This is a genomic window from Streptomyces sp. NPDC091292 (assembly GCF_044757265.1).
Classification (GTDB): Bacteria; Actinomycetota; Actinomycetes; order Streptomycetales; family Streptomycetaceae; genus Streptomyces.
The window spans coordinates 94,095-109,711 of the sequence record NZ_JBIVUQ010000026.1 but is presented as its reverse complement, the minus strand read 5'-3'; the positions used below and the strand labels follow the sequence as shown (position 1 = coordinate 109,711).

14 protein-coding genes and 1 CRISPR repeat array are annotated in these 15,617 nt (G+C 66.4%); of the genes, 6 read left to right on the top strand and 8 right to left on the bottom strand.

The window, feature by feature from the left end; all coding sequences use genetic code 11:
• Window positions 1-242 precede the first annotated feature (242 nt).
• Genes ACIQNU_RS38990 through ACIQNU_RS38980 form a run of 3 tightly spaced genes read left to right on the top strand, consistent with a single transcriptional unit; the run spans window position 243 to window position 1,522 of the window.
• On the top strand, window positions 243-1,079 hold the full coding sequence (locus tag ACIQNU_RS38990) for a helix-turn-helix domain-containing protein (protein WP_401375981.1): 837 nt from the start codon (window positions 243-245) through the stop codon (window positions 1,077-1,079).
• Window positions 1,079-1,300, top strand: coding sequence for a DUF397 domain-containing protein (locus ACIQNU_RS38985; RefSeq protein ID WP_401375979.1), 222 nt, complete (start codon window positions 1,079-1,081; stop codon window positions 1,298-1,300). The genes ACIQNU_RS38990 and ACIQNU_RS38985 overlap by 1 nt, the downstream gene beginning before the upstream one ends.
• A 15-nt stretch (window positions 1,301-1,315) precedes the next feature.
• On the top strand, window positions 1,316-1,522 hold the full coding sequence (locus ACIQNU_RS38980; protein ID WP_401375977.1) for a DUF397 domain-containing protein: 207 nt from the start codon (window positions 1,316-1,318) through the stop codon (window positions 1,520-1,522).
• An 86-nt stretch (window positions 1,523-1,608) separates the two neighbouring features.
• Here the strand turns inward: ACIQNU_RS38980 and ACIQNU_RS38975 are convergent, their stop codons facing one another.
• On the bottom strand, window positions 1,609-3,816 hold the full coding sequence (locus tag ACIQNU_RS38975; protein ID WP_401375975.1) for an ATP-binding protein: 2,208 nt from the start codon (window positions 3,814-3,816) through the stop codon (window positions 1,609-1,611).
• Between the two features lie 1,491 nt (window positions 3,817-5,307).
• On the opposite strand from ACIQNU_RS38975, the gene ACIQNU_RS38970 reads away from it, so the two are divergent.
• A complete protein-coding gene (locus ACIQNU_RS38970) occupies window positions 5,308-5,754 on the top strand; it encodes a hypothetical protein (RefSeq protein WP_401375973.1) in 447 nt (148 codons plus the stop codon).
• A gap of 33 nt (window positions 5,755-5,787) precedes the next feature.
• Here ACIQNU_RS38970 and ACIQNU_RS38965 read toward each other — a convergent pair whose 3' ends face one another.
• Both ACIQNU_RS38965 and ACIQNU_RS38960 read right to left on the bottom strand, forming a co-directional pair.
• Window positions 5,788-8,394, bottom strand: a complete 2,607-nt coding sequence (locus ACIQNU_RS38965; protein ID WP_401375971.1) for a hypothetical protein — start codon at window positions 8,392-8,394, stop codon at window positions 5,788-5,790.
• A gap of 759 nt (window positions 8,395-9,153) precedes the next feature.
• A CRISPR array of direct repeats spans window positions 9,154-9,306; the repeat unit is 29 nt; unit sequence GGGTCCAACCCCGCGTGCGCGGGGATCAC.
• Window positions 9,307-9,415: 109 nt separating this feature from the next.
• Complete coding sequence (locus ACIQNU_RS38960; protein ID WP_401375996.1) at window positions 9,416-9,565, bottom strand: hypothetical protein; 150 nt, start codon at window positions 9,563-9,565, stop codon at window positions 9,416-9,418.
• A gap of 52 nt (window positions 9,566-9,617) precedes the next feature.
• On the opposite strand from ACIQNU_RS38960, the gene ACIQNU_RS38955 reads away from it, so the two are divergent.
• Window positions 9,618-9,830, top strand: coding sequence for an FCD domain-containing protein (locus ACIQNU_RS38955; RefSeq protein ID WP_401375993.1), 213 nt, complete (start codon window positions 9,618-9,620; stop codon window positions 9,828-9,830).
• Between the two features lie 26 nt (window positions 9,831-9,856).
• Here ACIQNU_RS38955 and ACIQNU_RS38950 read toward each other — a convergent pair whose 3' ends face one another.
• The 5 genes from ACIQNU_RS38950 to ACIQNU_RS38930 all read right to left on the bottom strand — a co-directional run bounded on the left by ACIQNU_RS38950 (window position 9,857) and on the right by ACIQNU_RS38930 (window position 14,487).
• Window positions 9,857-10,378 (bottom strand): hypothetical protein, encoded by a 522-nt coding sequence (locus ACIQNU_RS38950; protein ID WP_401375969.1) that lies wholly within the window; start codon window positions 10,376-10,378, stop codon window positions 9,857-9,859.
• Window positions 10,379-10,461: 83 nt separating this feature from the next.
• Window positions 10,462-11,919 (bottom strand): acyltransferase, encoded by a 1,458-nt coding sequence (locus ACIQNU_RS38945; protein ID WP_401375966.1) that lies wholly within the window; start codon window positions 11,917-11,919, stop codon window positions 10,462-10,464.
• An 82-nt stretch (window positions 11,920-12,001) separates the two neighbouring features.
• Window positions 12,002-12,355 carry an SHOCT domain-containing protein gene (locus ACIQNU_RS38940; RefSeq protein ID WP_401375963.1) on the bottom strand — a complete coding sequence of 118 codons (354 nt, stop codon included), beginning with the start codon at window positions 12,353-12,355 and terminating at the stop codon, window positions 12,002-12,004.
• A gap of 115 nt (window positions 12,356-12,470) precedes the next feature.
• Complete coding sequence (locus ACIQNU_RS38935) at window positions 12,471-13,505, bottom strand: zinc-dependent alcohol dehydrogenase family protein (RefSeq protein ID WP_401375961.1); 1,035 nt, start codon at window positions 13,503-13,505, stop codon at window positions 12,471-12,473.
• Window positions 13,506-13,509: 4 nt separating this feature from the next.
• A complete protein-coding gene (locus ACIQNU_RS38930) occupies window positions 13,510-14,487 on the bottom strand; it encodes an aldo/keto reductase (protein ID WP_401375958.1) in 978 nt (325 codons plus the stop codon).
• Between the two features lie 206 nt (window positions 14,488-14,693).
• On the opposite strand from ACIQNU_RS38930, the gene ACIQNU_RS38925 reads away from it, so the two are divergent.
• Complete coding sequence (locus tag ACIQNU_RS38925; RefSeq protein ID WP_401375956.1) at window positions 14,694-15,614, top strand: helix-turn-helix transcriptional regulator; 921 nt, start codon at window positions 14,694-14,696, stop codon at window positions 15,612-15,614.
• The last annotated feature ends 3 nt before the right edge of the window (window positions 15,615-15,617 follow it).

Genomic DNA, 15,617 nt, shown 5'->3' with positions numbered 1-15,617 from the left:
GGGTCGACGGACCATTCCCTACCGCCAGTTACAGGGCGCAGAGACCATAGTCCGCACCACTCACCCCGGAACTCACCGATCCGGTTCTGCGCGTCAACCATGAGCGTGCCGGGCGCCGGAAGGTTCTTTTCGGACACCGCAACTCCTCTCCGTAGCGGATTCACTACCGGGAGGATTTAGGCTGACCTACAGTCGGAACCTGATCAACGTGGCTTGGCAGCAAGATAAGTTGGTGGTGATGGGTGAACCGCAAGGAGCTGGACCCAGAGAGCAGCGCCCAGGCAGCGTTCGGCGCACGTCTACGCAGCTCACGCGAGGCGCGCGGCTGGAAGCAAGACGACCTCTCCACTCACATGGGCATTTCCAGTGGGCATATTTCTGGGGTTGAAACTGCTCGCAAGATGCCATCTTTACGCTTCGCGAAAGCTGCTGACGTGGCCTTCGGCTTGGCTGGCACAGTCGATACGTTCGAACGCCAGTGGCGGGAGATGCAGCACGGCAGCTTGCTGGAGGGCTTCCCGGAGTACGTCGAGTACGAGGGGCGTGCGGCAGAGATCCGGTTGTTCGAATCGGGCGTGATTCCCGGACCGCTCCAGACGCGCGAGTACGCGCGAGCGTTGACGGATTACGCAGTGCAGCGGGGTGACATCACGCCCGAACAAGCGGCTGAACGAGTTGACTTCCTGATAGCACGGCAAGCAGCACTTGTTCGGACGCCGCCGCCCATCATCTTCGCGGTACTGGACGAGAGTTGCATCCGTCGACCCATCGGGGGACCCGGCATCATGGCGGGCCAGTTCGCGCGGCTGATCGAGTTCGCCAAGGAGCCGAACACGGCATTCCAAATTGCTCCGTTCGCCATGGGAGGACGGAAGCCCTTCATCCGGCTGGTACACCTTCTGACACTGTCGGACCGGTCCCTGATGTCCTACGTCGAGTCACAGACGCAGGGCCACCTAGACCGTGAGCTGTCATCCGTAGTGCCGCTGATGAGGAACTACCATCAGCTACAGATCGAGGCAGCATCCCAGGCGGAGTCTGTCGCCATGGTCGAAGAGCTACGAAGGGGCACTCTGTGATGACCACGACCAGCTCTCCGCCCCTGCGGTGGGTCAAGTCCTCTCACAGCGTTGAGAATGGCGGGTCCTGCGTCGAGTGGACCCCTGCACAGGCATCCGCAACCGGCATAGCCTCCGTCCGAGATTCGAAGAGCCCGAGCGGTCCAGTACTGAACATACCCGCCGGGGCGTTCACCTCCTTCATATCGGGCATCAAGGCGGGAGAGTTCGACACCCTCTGACCGAAGGGGCAAACCGTGACGACCCAATCCCCCCACTGGTTCAAGTCCTCGTACACCAACAACGGTGGCAGTTGCGTCGAGTTGGCCGCCAACCTCGCCATCTCCCAGGGCGTGGTTCCCGTCCGTGACTCCAAGAACCTGAACGGTCCGGTCCTGGAGTTCCCGGCGGACACGTTCGCCACCTTCGTATCGGGCCTCAAGGCCGGGGAGTTCAACATCTGACCGTAACGGTCCCGCCACACCCCAGTTGGGAGGCCCGCCAGGGCCTCGTGGCGACCGTTGTCCTTGGCCGTAGGGGTTCAGTTGAATCACCCAGGGGTCTCTCCCAGCCCGGACAATGCCGTCTCAATGGACGTTCGTAACGTGACCGTCTCGGGGTCATCGAACTCGGCCAACAACGGCAGGGCTTCGTGCCACGACGCGCGCGCCTGCTCGTCGGCGCCGGCCTCCCGCAGTGCGGTGGCGAGATGGTCCAGGGCCACCGCCGATTTCCAGCGGTCCCCCAGGTCGCGATGGATCGCAACCGCCTGACGGTGAAAGGCCACGGCCTCCTCTCCCCGCCCCAATGCCTGATAGGCAACCCCGGTACCGTCCAGCGCCTCGGCCTCGCGACCACGGTCCCCGATACGGCGATGGATGGTCGCTGAACGGTGGTAGGAGACCAGAGCTTCATCGATCTCACCGCGAGCGAGTTGAATCCTGCCGCAGCGGATCAGGGCCACCCCTTCCAAGACCCGGTTGTCGAACTCCCGACCGATAGAGAGGGCCTCTTCGGCCAATGAGGCGGCCGGATCCAACTCCCCCAGGTCAAGATGCGTTTCACACAGATGCACGAGCACGTTCACTTCTCCGTGCCGATCACCTGCCTCTTGGTGCATCGAGCGCGCCCGATTGCCCAGCTCAAGGGCCTCGGCCAACTGACCAAGCTGACGGCTCATCCCACACAGGTTCGCTGTCGGATCAGCAATCAGTTCGGCATAGCCCATCTCACGGCACAGGTCGACGCTCTCCTTGAAATGCGCGTACGCCTCCATGACCTGGTGGCCGCCGAAGTACACGGTGCCCAGCAAGTTCAAGACCCACGCTTCGCTGTAACGGTCACCGGCCTGCCGATGGATCTGAAGTGCGGCCTCATAGTGCTCGGCGGCCTCGGTCAACCGGTGGGACTGGCGGCAGAACATGCCCAGAACTGTGTGGAGCGCCGCCTCCCCTCCCTGGTCATCGCAGCGGCGGGCGGCTTCAAGCCCGAGGTGGCCGGTGGTAAACCAGTCCTCGAAGAGGTTGTTACTCGCATAGACGTATCGCAGCACAGCCGGAAGTTGCCAGGCCATACCGTCGAAGCCCGCCGCGATCATGGCTCGTTGGACTGCGAGGAAGTTGTTCTGCTCAGCCCTGAACCAGTCCACCGCCTCCGGGTATGTGGCGAACTCCAGCGGTCGCACATCATCAGCCGGAGATCCAAGCGGGATGCGTGGATTACCGCGACGGGGGTTGGCTGCGGCGATCGCATCGGCGGTGTGCAGATACCAGCTCAAGATCCGCCGCACCGTGGTGTGTCGGTCGTCCGGTGGGTCGAGGCGTTGGGTCTGGTCGATGGCGTAGGCGCGGAGGAGGTCGTGGAACTGGTAGCGGTCGGGGCCGATCTGTTCCAGCAGGTGGACGCCGACCAGAACATCGAGCTGGCGGCGGGCCTGGCCGGTGGGGATCGCGGCGATCACGGCGGCGGCGTGGGCGGAGAAGTCCGGGCCCGGATGCAGGCCGAGAAGCCGGAAGAGGCGGGCGGCGTCGGCGGGCAGAGCCCGATAGGACCAGGCGAACACGGTACGTACCGCGTCGGCCTCGTCATCGTCATCCGAGGACAGTGCGTCCCACAGGGAGGATTCGTCACGGAGGTCGTCGATAAGCATGCTGAGAGGCACGCGGGGACGGGCGGCGGCGCGCTCCGCCGCAACGCGTAACGCCAGCGGCAGGCGGGCGCACAGGCGGGCCAGTTCCGCGACGTCCTGGTCGTCGTCGGTCCGGTAGCCCCCGGTCGTCTCGTGCAGCAGCCGGACGGCCGCCGACTCCTCGAACACCTCCAGCGTCACCCGCCGCGCCCCATCCCGCGCCACCAGCCCCGACAGACGGCTACGGCTGGTGATCAACGTCAGACACCGCCCGGTACCAGGCAGCAACGGCCGCACCTGCCCGACACCCGCCGCATTGTCGAGCACGACGAGCATGTTCCGGTCGGCGAGGAGGGTGCGGTAGAGCGCAGCGCGGGCCTCCACATCGGTCGGGATCGCGGCAGCCGGCACACCCAGGGCCACCAGGAAACGTTCCAGGGCCAGGGCGGCGGTAAGGGGCGCGCCGGGATCGTAGCCGCGCAGATTCACGTACAACTGCCCGTCCGGAAAATGCCCCTTCGAACGATGAGCCCAGTGCACGGCAAGAGACGTCTTCCCAACCCCCGCCGTCCCGGCAATGACCAGAACACCGTCCTCGCCCAGCGCCGCATCAAGATGCTCAAGATCCACGGCCCGATTCACGAACCCCCGCACATTCCCCGGGAGTTGCTGAGGCACGCCTACGGGTGTCTGGGCGCCATGAAAATGCACGCCCCCACTGAAGTCCCGCCCCTGCACCACGGCATGCGCCGCCCCACCCGAAAACGAAGACGCCGTCCCCGACTCGCCCCCGTCCCCCGCGCCACTACCCATCCCCAACCGCCCCCCACTGTCAACGCTAAGTAACCGACCGTTGACAGTACCCAACCCACCCCCAACAAGGAACCACGCCCCAAGCACACCCAGCACAACAACTCCGCTTCCAACAAGCCGGGTTACCCAAACACCCGGGAACTCGGCGACCCGAAGGCGCCACACAACAACCACCACCAAAAGCCCCCCACCCCCAGCAAGTGCCCCCACCTTCCAGCCACATCCCCGACACCCACAAACACCGGCCCCGAAAACAAACCCCACCCAGCCCCCGGCCCGATACAGGCGGCCAGCCGGGGCCCAACCCCCGCACGCGCGGGGATCACCCGATCCGCTTCCACCCACCGATGGAGACGGAGGGTCCAACCCTGCGTACGCGAGGATCACGCCTTCGTGCCCGATCTCCGCGCCGGAGGCCGGGGTCCAACCCCGCGTGCGCGGGGATCACTTTGCACTTCCCTGGCTAGAGGGAAAAGGAGAGGGTCCAACCCCGCGTGCGCGGGGATCACAGGCGCTCACCTGCGAGTTTATGCCTGGGGGTGGCCGTTTTTACTTACTTCTTGGGAACTCGACATATCGGACTCCTTGATTGGTCGTCCTGCCCATCGGTCAACCGTCGGACGCGATGATGCGCGCCCGAGATGCGGAGACGGTACCAGCGGGTCACTCGGCGCCTGGGGGGTTCCGCCTCGGCGTCCGAGTCCGCGCCCAATCAGAATTGGTAGGAGTCGAGGGAGACGTTGGCAACGACTGCGCCGCGCAGTGATCGCCACCAAAACCCGCTCGCCCCCGGGCATGTGTCCCCAACTTTTGGCCACATCCACCACACCCACAAACATGTGGCCATTTCTGGAAACAGAGTGCCCCGGGCCACGGCCCCGCGCGAACAGGCAGCCAGCACGGCTGGAACAGCGACCGAGAACGGCCAAGTTCGCCCCCGCGTGACGACGCCATGCCACGACCGGCCACTTGTCCGGATCAGCGTCCGTCATGGGCCACCCCATTTCGTTGGCGTTGCAGCCGGTTTCCCGCGGAAGTACGGCCTCCGGGCCGGCGGAGATGCCCGGCGCACCGCTCTCCCTCCCCCACAGTGCTCGGCGGGGACTATCCGAAGCAGAGCTTCAACATCGGCGTGTATGGGCCTGCCGGCCTCAGGTCAGGCGACGGCCTCGGGAGCCGAGGTGGATAGTGTTGGCACCGTCCTCGGCACTCATGCTGCACTCGCAAATGGCCTGGGAACAGCTCAGGGGCTAGAACTCGTCTGTCGAATGAGTTGACCGCGTCCGGATGGTTGCCCCAGGAGGGTACGTGCCCAAGGTAGTCGATTTCGCTGACGTTCGCCCGCGCGTTTCGTACCGGACCATTCAGGTCGGCCCCATCTTCTTCGAGGAAGTACCGGAAGACGACGACGTTGTGCAGATCCCGGGTGATGGTCTGGCGCTGAGTTCCAGCGACAACGATTTCTACCCACTGGTCCGCCTGGAGGTTTGGGATGGCCCCGCGTCAAAACCCCACGCCTCTTGGGATTACGAGCGTGCCTTCTGTGCCCCCTTGGCGGAGAGTTTCACAGTTGTCGACCTGGGTGGCGTTTCATATGGGACGGTTGCGGTACGGCCTGGGCCGTACCACATTCGGGTCATGTGTCGAGGCCGGGATCATCTCGAAGCGGCACTGTCACTCGACCCGTTCCCTCCCCAAGGTCCTCATGAGGACCCTCTGGAGATCTGGATTATCCAGATGTGGCCTGCCAGTTGACCCGAAGTTGGGGTCAACTGGCAGGCCATCGAGCTAGTCAGCCTTCCCGGCAGCAGACCTCAGGGTCCCACCAGTCGGGGTCATTTTGAATGCGACGAACCGCGGCTTGTAGATTCCTGGATCGCGGTAATGATCAGCACCGGATTCCACTCGGCTGTCCATGCTGTTCACGTTGTACGAGAGGGTGTAGGAGCCCGCCCCACCGTTCAGCATGGAGTTGTGAACGTGTGCGTTGTAGCTGATGACGGTCCCTGCCGTTTTGCCCGCGTAACTTCCCCATGGACCCGGTTCAGGCATGCGGTAGACATCGGTCTCAAGCTGGAAGGGCCCGTGCGGGGAGCACGATACCGCCGCTTTGATCTCTCCGCTGAAGGCTTCCCTGCTTGACTGGCTGACCACCATGAATCCGCCGTACCAGGGCGTTACGCTGTATTCGTTGGCTATTCCGGTGTAGACGTTGGTTGCCTGCTTTTCGTTTTTCATCCACCCGCCGAGGCCTGGGTTGAGGTACTCCCAGTCCCCTGTGAGATCAGTGCCTCTTACGCGCGCGATGCGCATCTTCTTGTTCGTCGGAGCGTCGTCTACTCCATAGATGTACGTGTAGCCGTCGCCGCTGAGGCTTGATGGCAGGAGTGCGGATCCCCAACCGACGCCAGATGTTGAGGATACGGGATCGATGTACAGGGGCTCGTGTCCATGTGACGTGCCCAAGTCATCAAGCGAGAATGTCGCCACGAAATTCGCTTTGTGCCTGAAGTCCCAGGAGCCTGGACCGAACTTGTAGTACTCCTGGAAGATCACCTGCAGGTAGGTGGTACCGCCCTCCGTGTGTAGCTGACCGTCACCCAGCCAGTACCAGTGCTTCTCTGCGGCCGGCTTCATGAGACCTTCCGGCCTCGTCTTGGTTCCACCTCGGAGTGTGGTGAGTTGACCACCGTCCTGCACCACCATCGTGCTGTTGACGAATGGTGCGCTCGTGGGCCTGGTGCCGTCGCTGTTGAGAGGGCCCAGAAAGGTGTCTGAGAAAAGCCAGATTGTGCGGCCGTCCGGGAGTTTCACGGAGAACGTGGAGTCTCCACCGGTCCAACCGTCAGGTGTGGTCTTCGCGTAGTCCAGGAAGGTTTTCTCCGGTGCGGCGTCGGTTTTGACACCGGATACAACCGGTTGACGGAGATCACAGGACCGGTTCGAGACCGGAGATGAGATTCCTGTCGGCTCTTCGACGCCAGCATACTTGCCACCATCTGCCGCCTGGACATTTACATAGAAATCATCTGTATTGATGATCCGCTGGTCGAGGTAGAAGGTGTTGAGTAGTCGCCCTGCTGCCTGATTGTCGTCCTTGGGCAGCGGTTTCACGGAGAAGTGGCTTGTGCCGTTCTCATTTCCTACGTCCCCGGTCCAGGCCCCTTGTCTGGTGGAGGCCATTGGGTATTCGTCGCAGTCGAGTGTCTGCCCTCTGGTGTACGACTTGCCAAAATTTGTCAGACAGGCTGCAATCGATTTGTCGCGGTTCTTGCCGTGCAGCACATCGTTTTCGCTGCCGGCTGCTCCCGCAAGCCGTTCGAGCGGCATCCCGCTCTGAACTGAACCGAGAATCTCTTTGTCACCCACGCTGGGCGGCCTGGTCAGATTCGGCTTGAACTGCGCCGTCCATACGTGTTTCGCGGTCTCGGCAACGTCAGACGTTGCCCGGAAATTCCACGTGGACGCGACTCCGTCAAAAACACATCCGTAGGATGGAAGCGCTACGGGCCATTTCATGTACGAAGCGGAGTCACAGCGAAATCCCGTTGTGCCGGGGGCTATGACAATCCCCGGAACAGAGAATTCCTGAGCCACCACCGACGTCATCGAGAAGTCAAAGTAGGCTTTCTTCTCGTCGGTGAGAGACCCTTCGGGGGATGTGTACTCCCAGTCCACGTGCCCGGCTGCCATCCACCCCGCGATCGTATCGACTCGACCGTTTCCCGGGGCACCTGTACACGAGGCGCCGCCAGTAAACGAAGTGCAGAGGCCGGTGAAGGTCAGCTTGTCCGTGAGGCGTGGAGCGCCGAAGACAACAGGTTGGTCAAGTTGCATCCAATACCGCGCCTTGCGGGCCCCAGGATCATTCTTGTCCTGGTGTCCTTGCCCCATGATGCCCATGCGAAACTGCACGCTTCCGATTTCCACACAACCATTACCAGGCGGCGGCCCCTTGCACTTTTCGTAGGAGGAGTAGCTGCCTATAAGCACCATGCACCACTGCCAGTGGCTCAGGATGAGAGATGTCCTGCCGTCGTACGGAGCGTTATAGCAGTCCGTCATCGACGCGGAAGGGAATGCTTGCGCAATCCGAGGTCCGAAGCCGTCGCCCTGCTCGACTTTCTCTACGTACTTGTTCCTCTTCAGGAGTGACCCTGGCGCCTCCTGCTGGGATCGATTGGTGCGATCCTTGAGGTTTCGCGGAGCCTCGGGCCACTTGATGGGGCTCCCATCGAGATTCGTGACGGTGAACTTACCGGCCCGCTCCCCTTCTTCCTGCGCGTGAGCCGCAGGGGCCATCAGGGATAACAGAACAGAGAACATCATGGCGGTCAGCCATGTCGAGCCTCGGGTCTCAAGCGCTCTTATTCTTCGCAAGCGGAATCCCTCCATACCTTTTAGGCAAGCCGATGTACGGCATAGGAAAATGCCGATGGCGCGGCCTGATAATCACACAAAGGCGCCACGCAGTGGAAGGTCTAAAAGCCTCAGCAAACACATCAGTCATCGCACCGCGCGCCTGGCGATGTGACGGTGGCGCGACAACTCCCTGCTGGGCAGCGGGCGGCGGTGAGCGGTCATGGGGCGGCCCGAAGAACGTCAACGTCCTCGACGCGGCTCGCGGTTGCAGTCAGGGAGCGGGGGTGAACGGGGCACCGCGGCGCCGGCAGTCTCCGAGTACCGCAGCTTCTGCCAGATCCTGCCGCCCCGAACAGCAGGTCGACCAGGAGCTGACGGCGCTCCATGCAACCCCTCCGGCATACCGAAGATCCCACTGCGACCGCGTCGCCGGAGAGTCCCGATGGATGCAACTCGCCGCCTATGTAGTGCCGTTCACCGTCCTGCCTGCCGGCATCTGGCGGCTACTGGCCGCATTCGACGAGGAAGTCGGGCTCGGCGGGCGAGCGTGGGCCAGAGGGTTCCACGGCGGCGACCGGGGGTGGAGGGCGACGCTCTTCCGCTCGACATACAACTCGACCCACATATCAACGGCAACGACGGCGCCGCGCAGTGATCACCGCCAGGAACTCGCCCGCCCCCGGGCAGGTGTCCCCAGCTTTTGGCCACATCCACCACACCCACAAACATGTGGCCATCCCCAGAAACAGAGTCCACCCGGGCCTCGCCCCCGCACGAACAAGCAGCCAGCCGGGGTCCAACCCCGCGTGCGCGGGGATCACAGCTTCATGAGCTGGACATCCCGGTCGGTCTCGGGTCCAACCCCGCGTGCGCGGGGATCACTACACGCCAGGAAGCCTGCCGGGCCTGCGGGAGGGTCCAACCCCGCGTGCGCGGGGATCACAGGCGTCCACCTGTGGCTTCATGCCTGGGGGTGGCCGTTTTTACTCACTTCTTGGGAACTCTACCTATCGGACTCCGCGGAGACCGAATCAGCGACCGGGGCCGCGCCCCGTCAGAGTTGATACGGGTACAGGGCGACATTCTCGCGGTCGACGTGCAACTCGACCCACGTATCGGCGGCTTCCTTCGGCAGGGGATCGCTCAGGTCCAGCAGGATTTGGGTGCCGCCCAGATCGAAAAGCGCGGCACCATCCTCCGACAAGCGGTTCCACCTGGGGCTCGTCGGCGCGGCGGGGGTGCCGTCGGCGCTGGAGATGTACCAGCGTGTGACGAAGGAGCTGTACCTGTACTTCCTGCCGTACCCGATGAGTTACCTGCGCGACAGCAACGACGAGCACCGGCGGATCCGGGCCGCGCTCGCCTCACACGACGGCGGGGAGGCGGCCCGGCTGGCGCATGAGCATGTGGCCGCCCTGCACCGGACGATGTACGTGGGTCTCACGGCGTCGGAAGACGACACCGCCTGACGGCGCCGCCGGATGGAATCGACGGATCAGCCGGCCGCCTCGGCGCGCCCGCTACAACTCACGCCCTCACCCCGGCGCTTGTTGCGCGTGACATAGCTCAGCCCCTCACGGGCGGTGTCGCTGCCGAACGCGACGAACTCCGGTGCCTTGACGCCGATGTTGCTGCTGGGACTGACCGCCAGGGCTATGCCGATCGGCAGGAGGAGCAGCGAAGCGGGGATCGCGAGAACCGTGAACAGGATGCTGTCGCCGACGAGCCCGATGAGCCAGAACGCCACGACCACCCCCACCAGGACGACGGACGCGATCAGCGAGCGGATCACCGGGCCGCGCCGAAGACCCTTCGTCGTCTCCAGGTCCTGGACGACGAAGACACCTTCCCGGCCGCACTGCTTGCACTCCAGAACCATCCGCGCCTCACCGCGCGCGGGACGCCGCACCACGGCCGTGGTCTCCCGCGCTCGGGTGCGTACGAGGCCGGGTTCCTGTTTGACCTCCATCTGATGATTCATCGTGAGCTTGATCATCTCCGGCACGTTCCACGACACAAGGCGCCCCCTTCGGGCCCGTCCCAGGACTGGGCCCGTCCACGACGTGTCGGCCCCCAACTACTGCAATTCTGACGGGGATTCTAATGAACAGGGTGAACGGCCGACACCGTGTCAGGAGACTTCCGGACGATACGCCACCGCCCGTTCCCCCAGCCCCGCCAGGCCCTGCCTCTGACACCTCCGCCGGCTCCGGCGGCTCCGGCGGCTCCGGTGTCCGTACTACCGGTGGTCGACCGGGCGTCTCCGGCGCCCCCACCCCCCGTACGCGCCGCCGGTGGCCGGCCCGAGCACACCACGGCCGGGATTCCGGTGGCGAGGAGGAACAGAGGGAGTACGGCGAGGTGTCCGGCGGGGGCGAAGCCCTTGACTGCGAGGATGGTGAGGGCCGGTGCGCAGGCGCCCAGGCCGCAGAGGAGCAGTACCGGGGACCACCACCCGGTGGCACCGACCCCCACCGGAAGTCGGCGGAGCGGACGTTGCACCCAGGTGAGGCAGCGGACGACCACCACGAGCACGACGCTCAGCAGCGCGAGCCACACCACACGCTGCACCCACCACTGCGAGGTGCCGATGGCCCGCTGGGGCAGCACATGGGTCGGGTAGAAGGCGACGGCCACCACGAGCACCGGGACCATGTGCCACAGGTAGACGGTCATGACGCCCTTGTTGAGGCGAGTGACGCGGGCCCACAACCGGGGGCGGGTGAGGAGGCGTTGCAGGGCGGGCTCGGCCATCAGCAGCAGGCCGGTCTGCGTCGCGGCGAACGCGAGGAGGGCGATCGAGGGCGGGGACGTGTTGTCCACGCGGGTGCCCGTGCCGATCATGTCGACGGGGAAGGGGCCCCGGCCCAGCAGCGCGACCAGCAGCACACATCCGGTCGCGGCCATGGCACGGCACCGCCACCTGGGGGTGGAGAGTGTGCCGTCGTGCCACGCGAAGCCCCATTGGTGCATCGAGCCCCACACCAGCAGGTAGTTCGCGGCGCCGATCAGCGGCAGGCGGGGGCCGAGTACGAGGATGTCCACGCCTGCCGCCGCCAGCGCCATGACCACGGGCACCCGCAGGCCCCACCGCCGATGTGCCGCGTGCGTCAGGGGTGTCAGTGCGATCAGCAGCACATAGACGGGCAGGAACCACAGGTGGAGGGCGACCAGCCAGCCGGCGCGGGCCAGGGTCGTGGGGTCGGCGCCCGCGCCCTGGGCGACGGCGGCGGCGCACGCGCACACCGCCACGTACAGCGCCGTCGGCCACAGCAACCGCACCACCCGGCCGCGTACCCAGGACCACCCGTCCTCTCCCCGGCCCCGGTGGGCCGTCCAGGAGACGGCGTTGGCGTAACCGCCGACCAGGAAGAAGACGGGCATGACCTGGAGCAGCAGGGTCAGCCAGCGGCCCCAGCCGACGTAGTCGAGGGCGTCCAGGCCGGACAGGGTGCCGCCCTGGTAGGTGACGTCGACCAGCAGCCAGTGGCCCAGCACCACGGCACCGATCGCGCACACGCGCAGCAGGTCGGCACAACGATTCCGTTCCGCCCTCACGTCCGCCCTCGCGTCCGCCCTCCCGACGTCGGTCGGTCGGTCAACGCCGGTCGGTCAACGTGTCTCGGTCAACGTGTGTCGGTCACGGCTGTTCGGGAGGCCCCGGACTCCGGCCGGCCGGGCCACTCGGACCGCCCCAGCCACCTCCGCCGCTCCCCCCGCTCCCCCCGCTCCCCCCGCCCCCACCACTCTGCCCTCGGAGTACGCCGAGCCGGGTCCGGTACTCCTCTTCGTCGATCTCGCCACGGGCGTACCGCTCGCCGAGCAGACTCTCGGGCGCCGGGGTGACGGCGGGGTTCGTGTGGCGGCTGATGCGGTTGAGCATGCGCGCCAGGACGAGGATGAGCAGGATGAGCAGGGCCCAGAACAGCACCGCACTGATCGACATCGCCACCCAGCCCCACACGTGCATGCCACGGTGATGCATGTAGAACATCGCGGGTCACTTCCTCCGACCGCGTGGAAAGGTGTGGACCCTGTCGCCCGCGCCGCTTTCCTCCTTCATTGTCACTCGCTTCGGAGGCAAGGACTTCCGGGCTGGATGAGAACTTTCAGGGCCGGATGAGAACTTTCAGCGCGGTGCGGTCGGCCATGGCCCGGTAGCCGTCCGCCACCTCGTCCAGACCCACCGTGCGGTCGAAGACCCGGCCGGGTTCGACCGTCCCTTCCAGGACGTCCGGCAGCAGCCGCTCGATGTAGGCGCGTGCCGGGGCGACACCTCCGGTGAGGGTGATGTTGCTCAGGAACGAGCGGAAGCCCATGTTCACGTGCTGGTACTGGGGCGCGCCGACGCGCGAGACGGTGCCTCCGGCGCGGACGACTCCCAGCGCGGTGTCCAGGGCCTGTTCGAGGCCGACACACTCCAGGACGGTGTGTGTGCCGTCGCCCCCGGTCAGCTCCCGGACGCGGGCGATGCCCTCCTCGCCGCGCTCGGCGACGACATCGGTGGCGCCGAAGTCCCGGCCCAGGTCGGTGCGGTCCTTGTGGCGGCCCATGAGGACGATCCGCTCGGCGCCCAGTCGCTTCGCGGACATCACGGCGCAGAGCCCGACCGCGCCGTCGCCTACGACGGTGACCGTGGTGCGGGGGCCGACGCCCGCGGTGGCGGCGCAGTGGTAGCCGGTGGGGAAGACGTCGGAGAGCGTCAGCAGTGAGGCCAGGAGGGGTGAGTCCTCGCCGACGGGCAGTTTGACGAGCGTGCCGTCGGCCTGCGGAACGCGTACCGCTTCGCCCTGCCCGCCGTCGACATCCCCGGCGCCCCACTGGCCGCCGTGCCGGCAGGACGTCTGCAACCCTTCCCGGCAGAAGTCGCAGGTGTTGTCGGACCACACGAAGGGGGCCACGACCACGTCGCCGCGCGAGAATCCGGACACCTCCGCACCTGCGTCCTCGACCACCCCCAGGAACTCGTGCCCGATCCGCGCCCCGTGCTCGACGGGCGGCTTCGCGGCGTACGGCCACAGGTCGCTGCCGCAGACGCAGGAGCGCAGTACGCGGACCAGGGCGTCCGTGGGGTTCTTGAGCACCGGGTCGGGCACGTTCTCGACGCGCACGTCTCCGGCGCCGTACATCAAGGTCGCTCGCATCGTCTCAGCGCTCCATCATCCGCATGCCGGCCTCGTCGTGGGTGTCACCGGAGGCCGGGGGAAGGCCGGTGAGCCGCTCGATCTGTGCGGGGGTCAGCTCGACCCGGTCCGCCGCGGTGTTCTCCTCGACCCGGGCGACGTGCTTGGTACCGGGGATCGGCGCGATGTCGTCGCCCTGGGCGAGCAGCCAGGCGAGGGCGACCTGCGCCGGGGTGGCTCCGGCCTCGGCGGCGACGGCCTCGACCTCGTCCACGAGGCGCAGGTTGCGCCGGAAGTTCTCTCCGGTGAAGCGCGGGTTGCCGCGCCGGAAGTCGTCGTCGGCGAAGCCGTCGGTGGAGCGGATCGTGCCGGTGAGGACACCACGGCCCAGCGGCGAGAAGGGCACCAGGCCGATGTTCAGCTCGCGCAGCACCGGCAGGACCCGCTCCTGAAGGCCGCGTGTGAACAGCGAGTACTCCGACTGCACCGCCGTCACGGGGTGGACGGCGTGGGCGCGGCGGATGGTCTCCGGGCCGGCCTCGGACAGCCCGAAGTGGCGGACCTTGCCCTCCGCGACCAGCTCGGCCACGGCTCCGGCGGTCTCCTCGATGGGGGTGCCGGGGTCGACGCGGTGCTGGTAGTACAGGTCGATGTGGTCGGTGCCGAGCCGCTTGAGCGAGCCTTCGACGGCGGTACGGATGTTGGCCGGACTGCTGTCGATGTTCCACGGGCCCGCCCCGGCGTGCGAGACCAGGCCGAACTTCGTGGCGAGCACCACGTCGTCACGGCGGCCCTTGAGGGCCCGGCCGAGCAGTTCCTCATTGGTGTACGGGCCGTAGATCTCGGCGGTGTCGAGGAAGGTGACGCCCAGTTCCAGGGCCCGGTGAACGGTGCGTACCGACTCCGCGTCGTCCGTCCCGGCGCCGGTGTAGCCGTGGGACATGCCCATCGCACCGAGGCCGATCCGGGAGACCTCCAGGTCCCCCAACTTGATGTGCTTCATCGCCGTCATCCCGCTCTCGTCCGTCGTCTGCGCGGAACCATCTGTTCTCGTCCGCCTGTGCGTCCCGGTGATCGGGCCACGTATCCACCCTGCCCCCGCACGGCGGCCACAGGCAGGCCGAGATCTGCCGGGGAGCGGCGAGCGGGGGTGTGACAGGGCCCCCCTGGCGGCTGATCCGCAGGTCACAGCGGTGTGACACTGGAGCCATGGCTTCTGAGCAACAGCACGGCACCGGCGGCGGCCCCGAGCTGGGGCTCTTTCTGCGCGCTCGCCGCACCCAGACCAGCCCGGAGTCGGCCGGTCTGACCCGGGGGCCCGGCGTGCGGCGCACTCCCGGGCTGCGCCGTGAGGAGCTGGCCACGCTCGCCGGGGTGAGCATCGACTACTACACACGTCTGGAGCGCGGCAAGGAGACCCGGCCGAGCCCGGCGGTCGTGGACGCCCTCGCGCGCGCTCTCCAACTGGACGACGCCGAGCACCAGCACCTGCGGGACCTCGCGCTCCGCGCGGCCCGGTACGTACCCGAACCACCCGCGGCGCCCAGCCGGACCGTGCGCCCGCACACGAAGCTGCTGCTTGAGGCCCTGCGCCCGTATCCGGCGTACGTCGCGAGCCGTGGCATGGACCTCCTCGCGTGGAACACAGGCGGCCTCGCGCTCTACGCGGGCATGGAGGACTGGCCGCTCCACCAGCGCAACCTGGCCCGCTATCTCTTCCTGCACCCCGCCGCCCGCGACGTGTACGTGGACTGGGACGACCAGATCCGCGGCTGCGTCGCCCGGCTGCGGGCGCTGGCCGGCACCGATCCCGACGCGCCCGACCTCACCCACCTCGTGGGCGAACTCGTCCTCAAGAGCCCGGACTTCGCGAAGCTGTGGGAGCGCTACGAGGTCAAGGGCCGCAGGCCGCGTACCAAGACCTTCCAGCATCCCCAGGTCGGCCGGCTGACCCTCGCCTTCCAGGGCATGGGCCTCGAAGGCACCCCCGGGCAGCGCCTGGGCGTGTACGTCGCCGAACCCGGCACCCCCGACCACGACGCCATGCTCCTGCTCGACCTGACGGCTTCGCAGCCCGGGACGGCTTCGCGGCCCGGGACACGGAACGGGGAGCGGCAGCACCCGCGGTGAGGG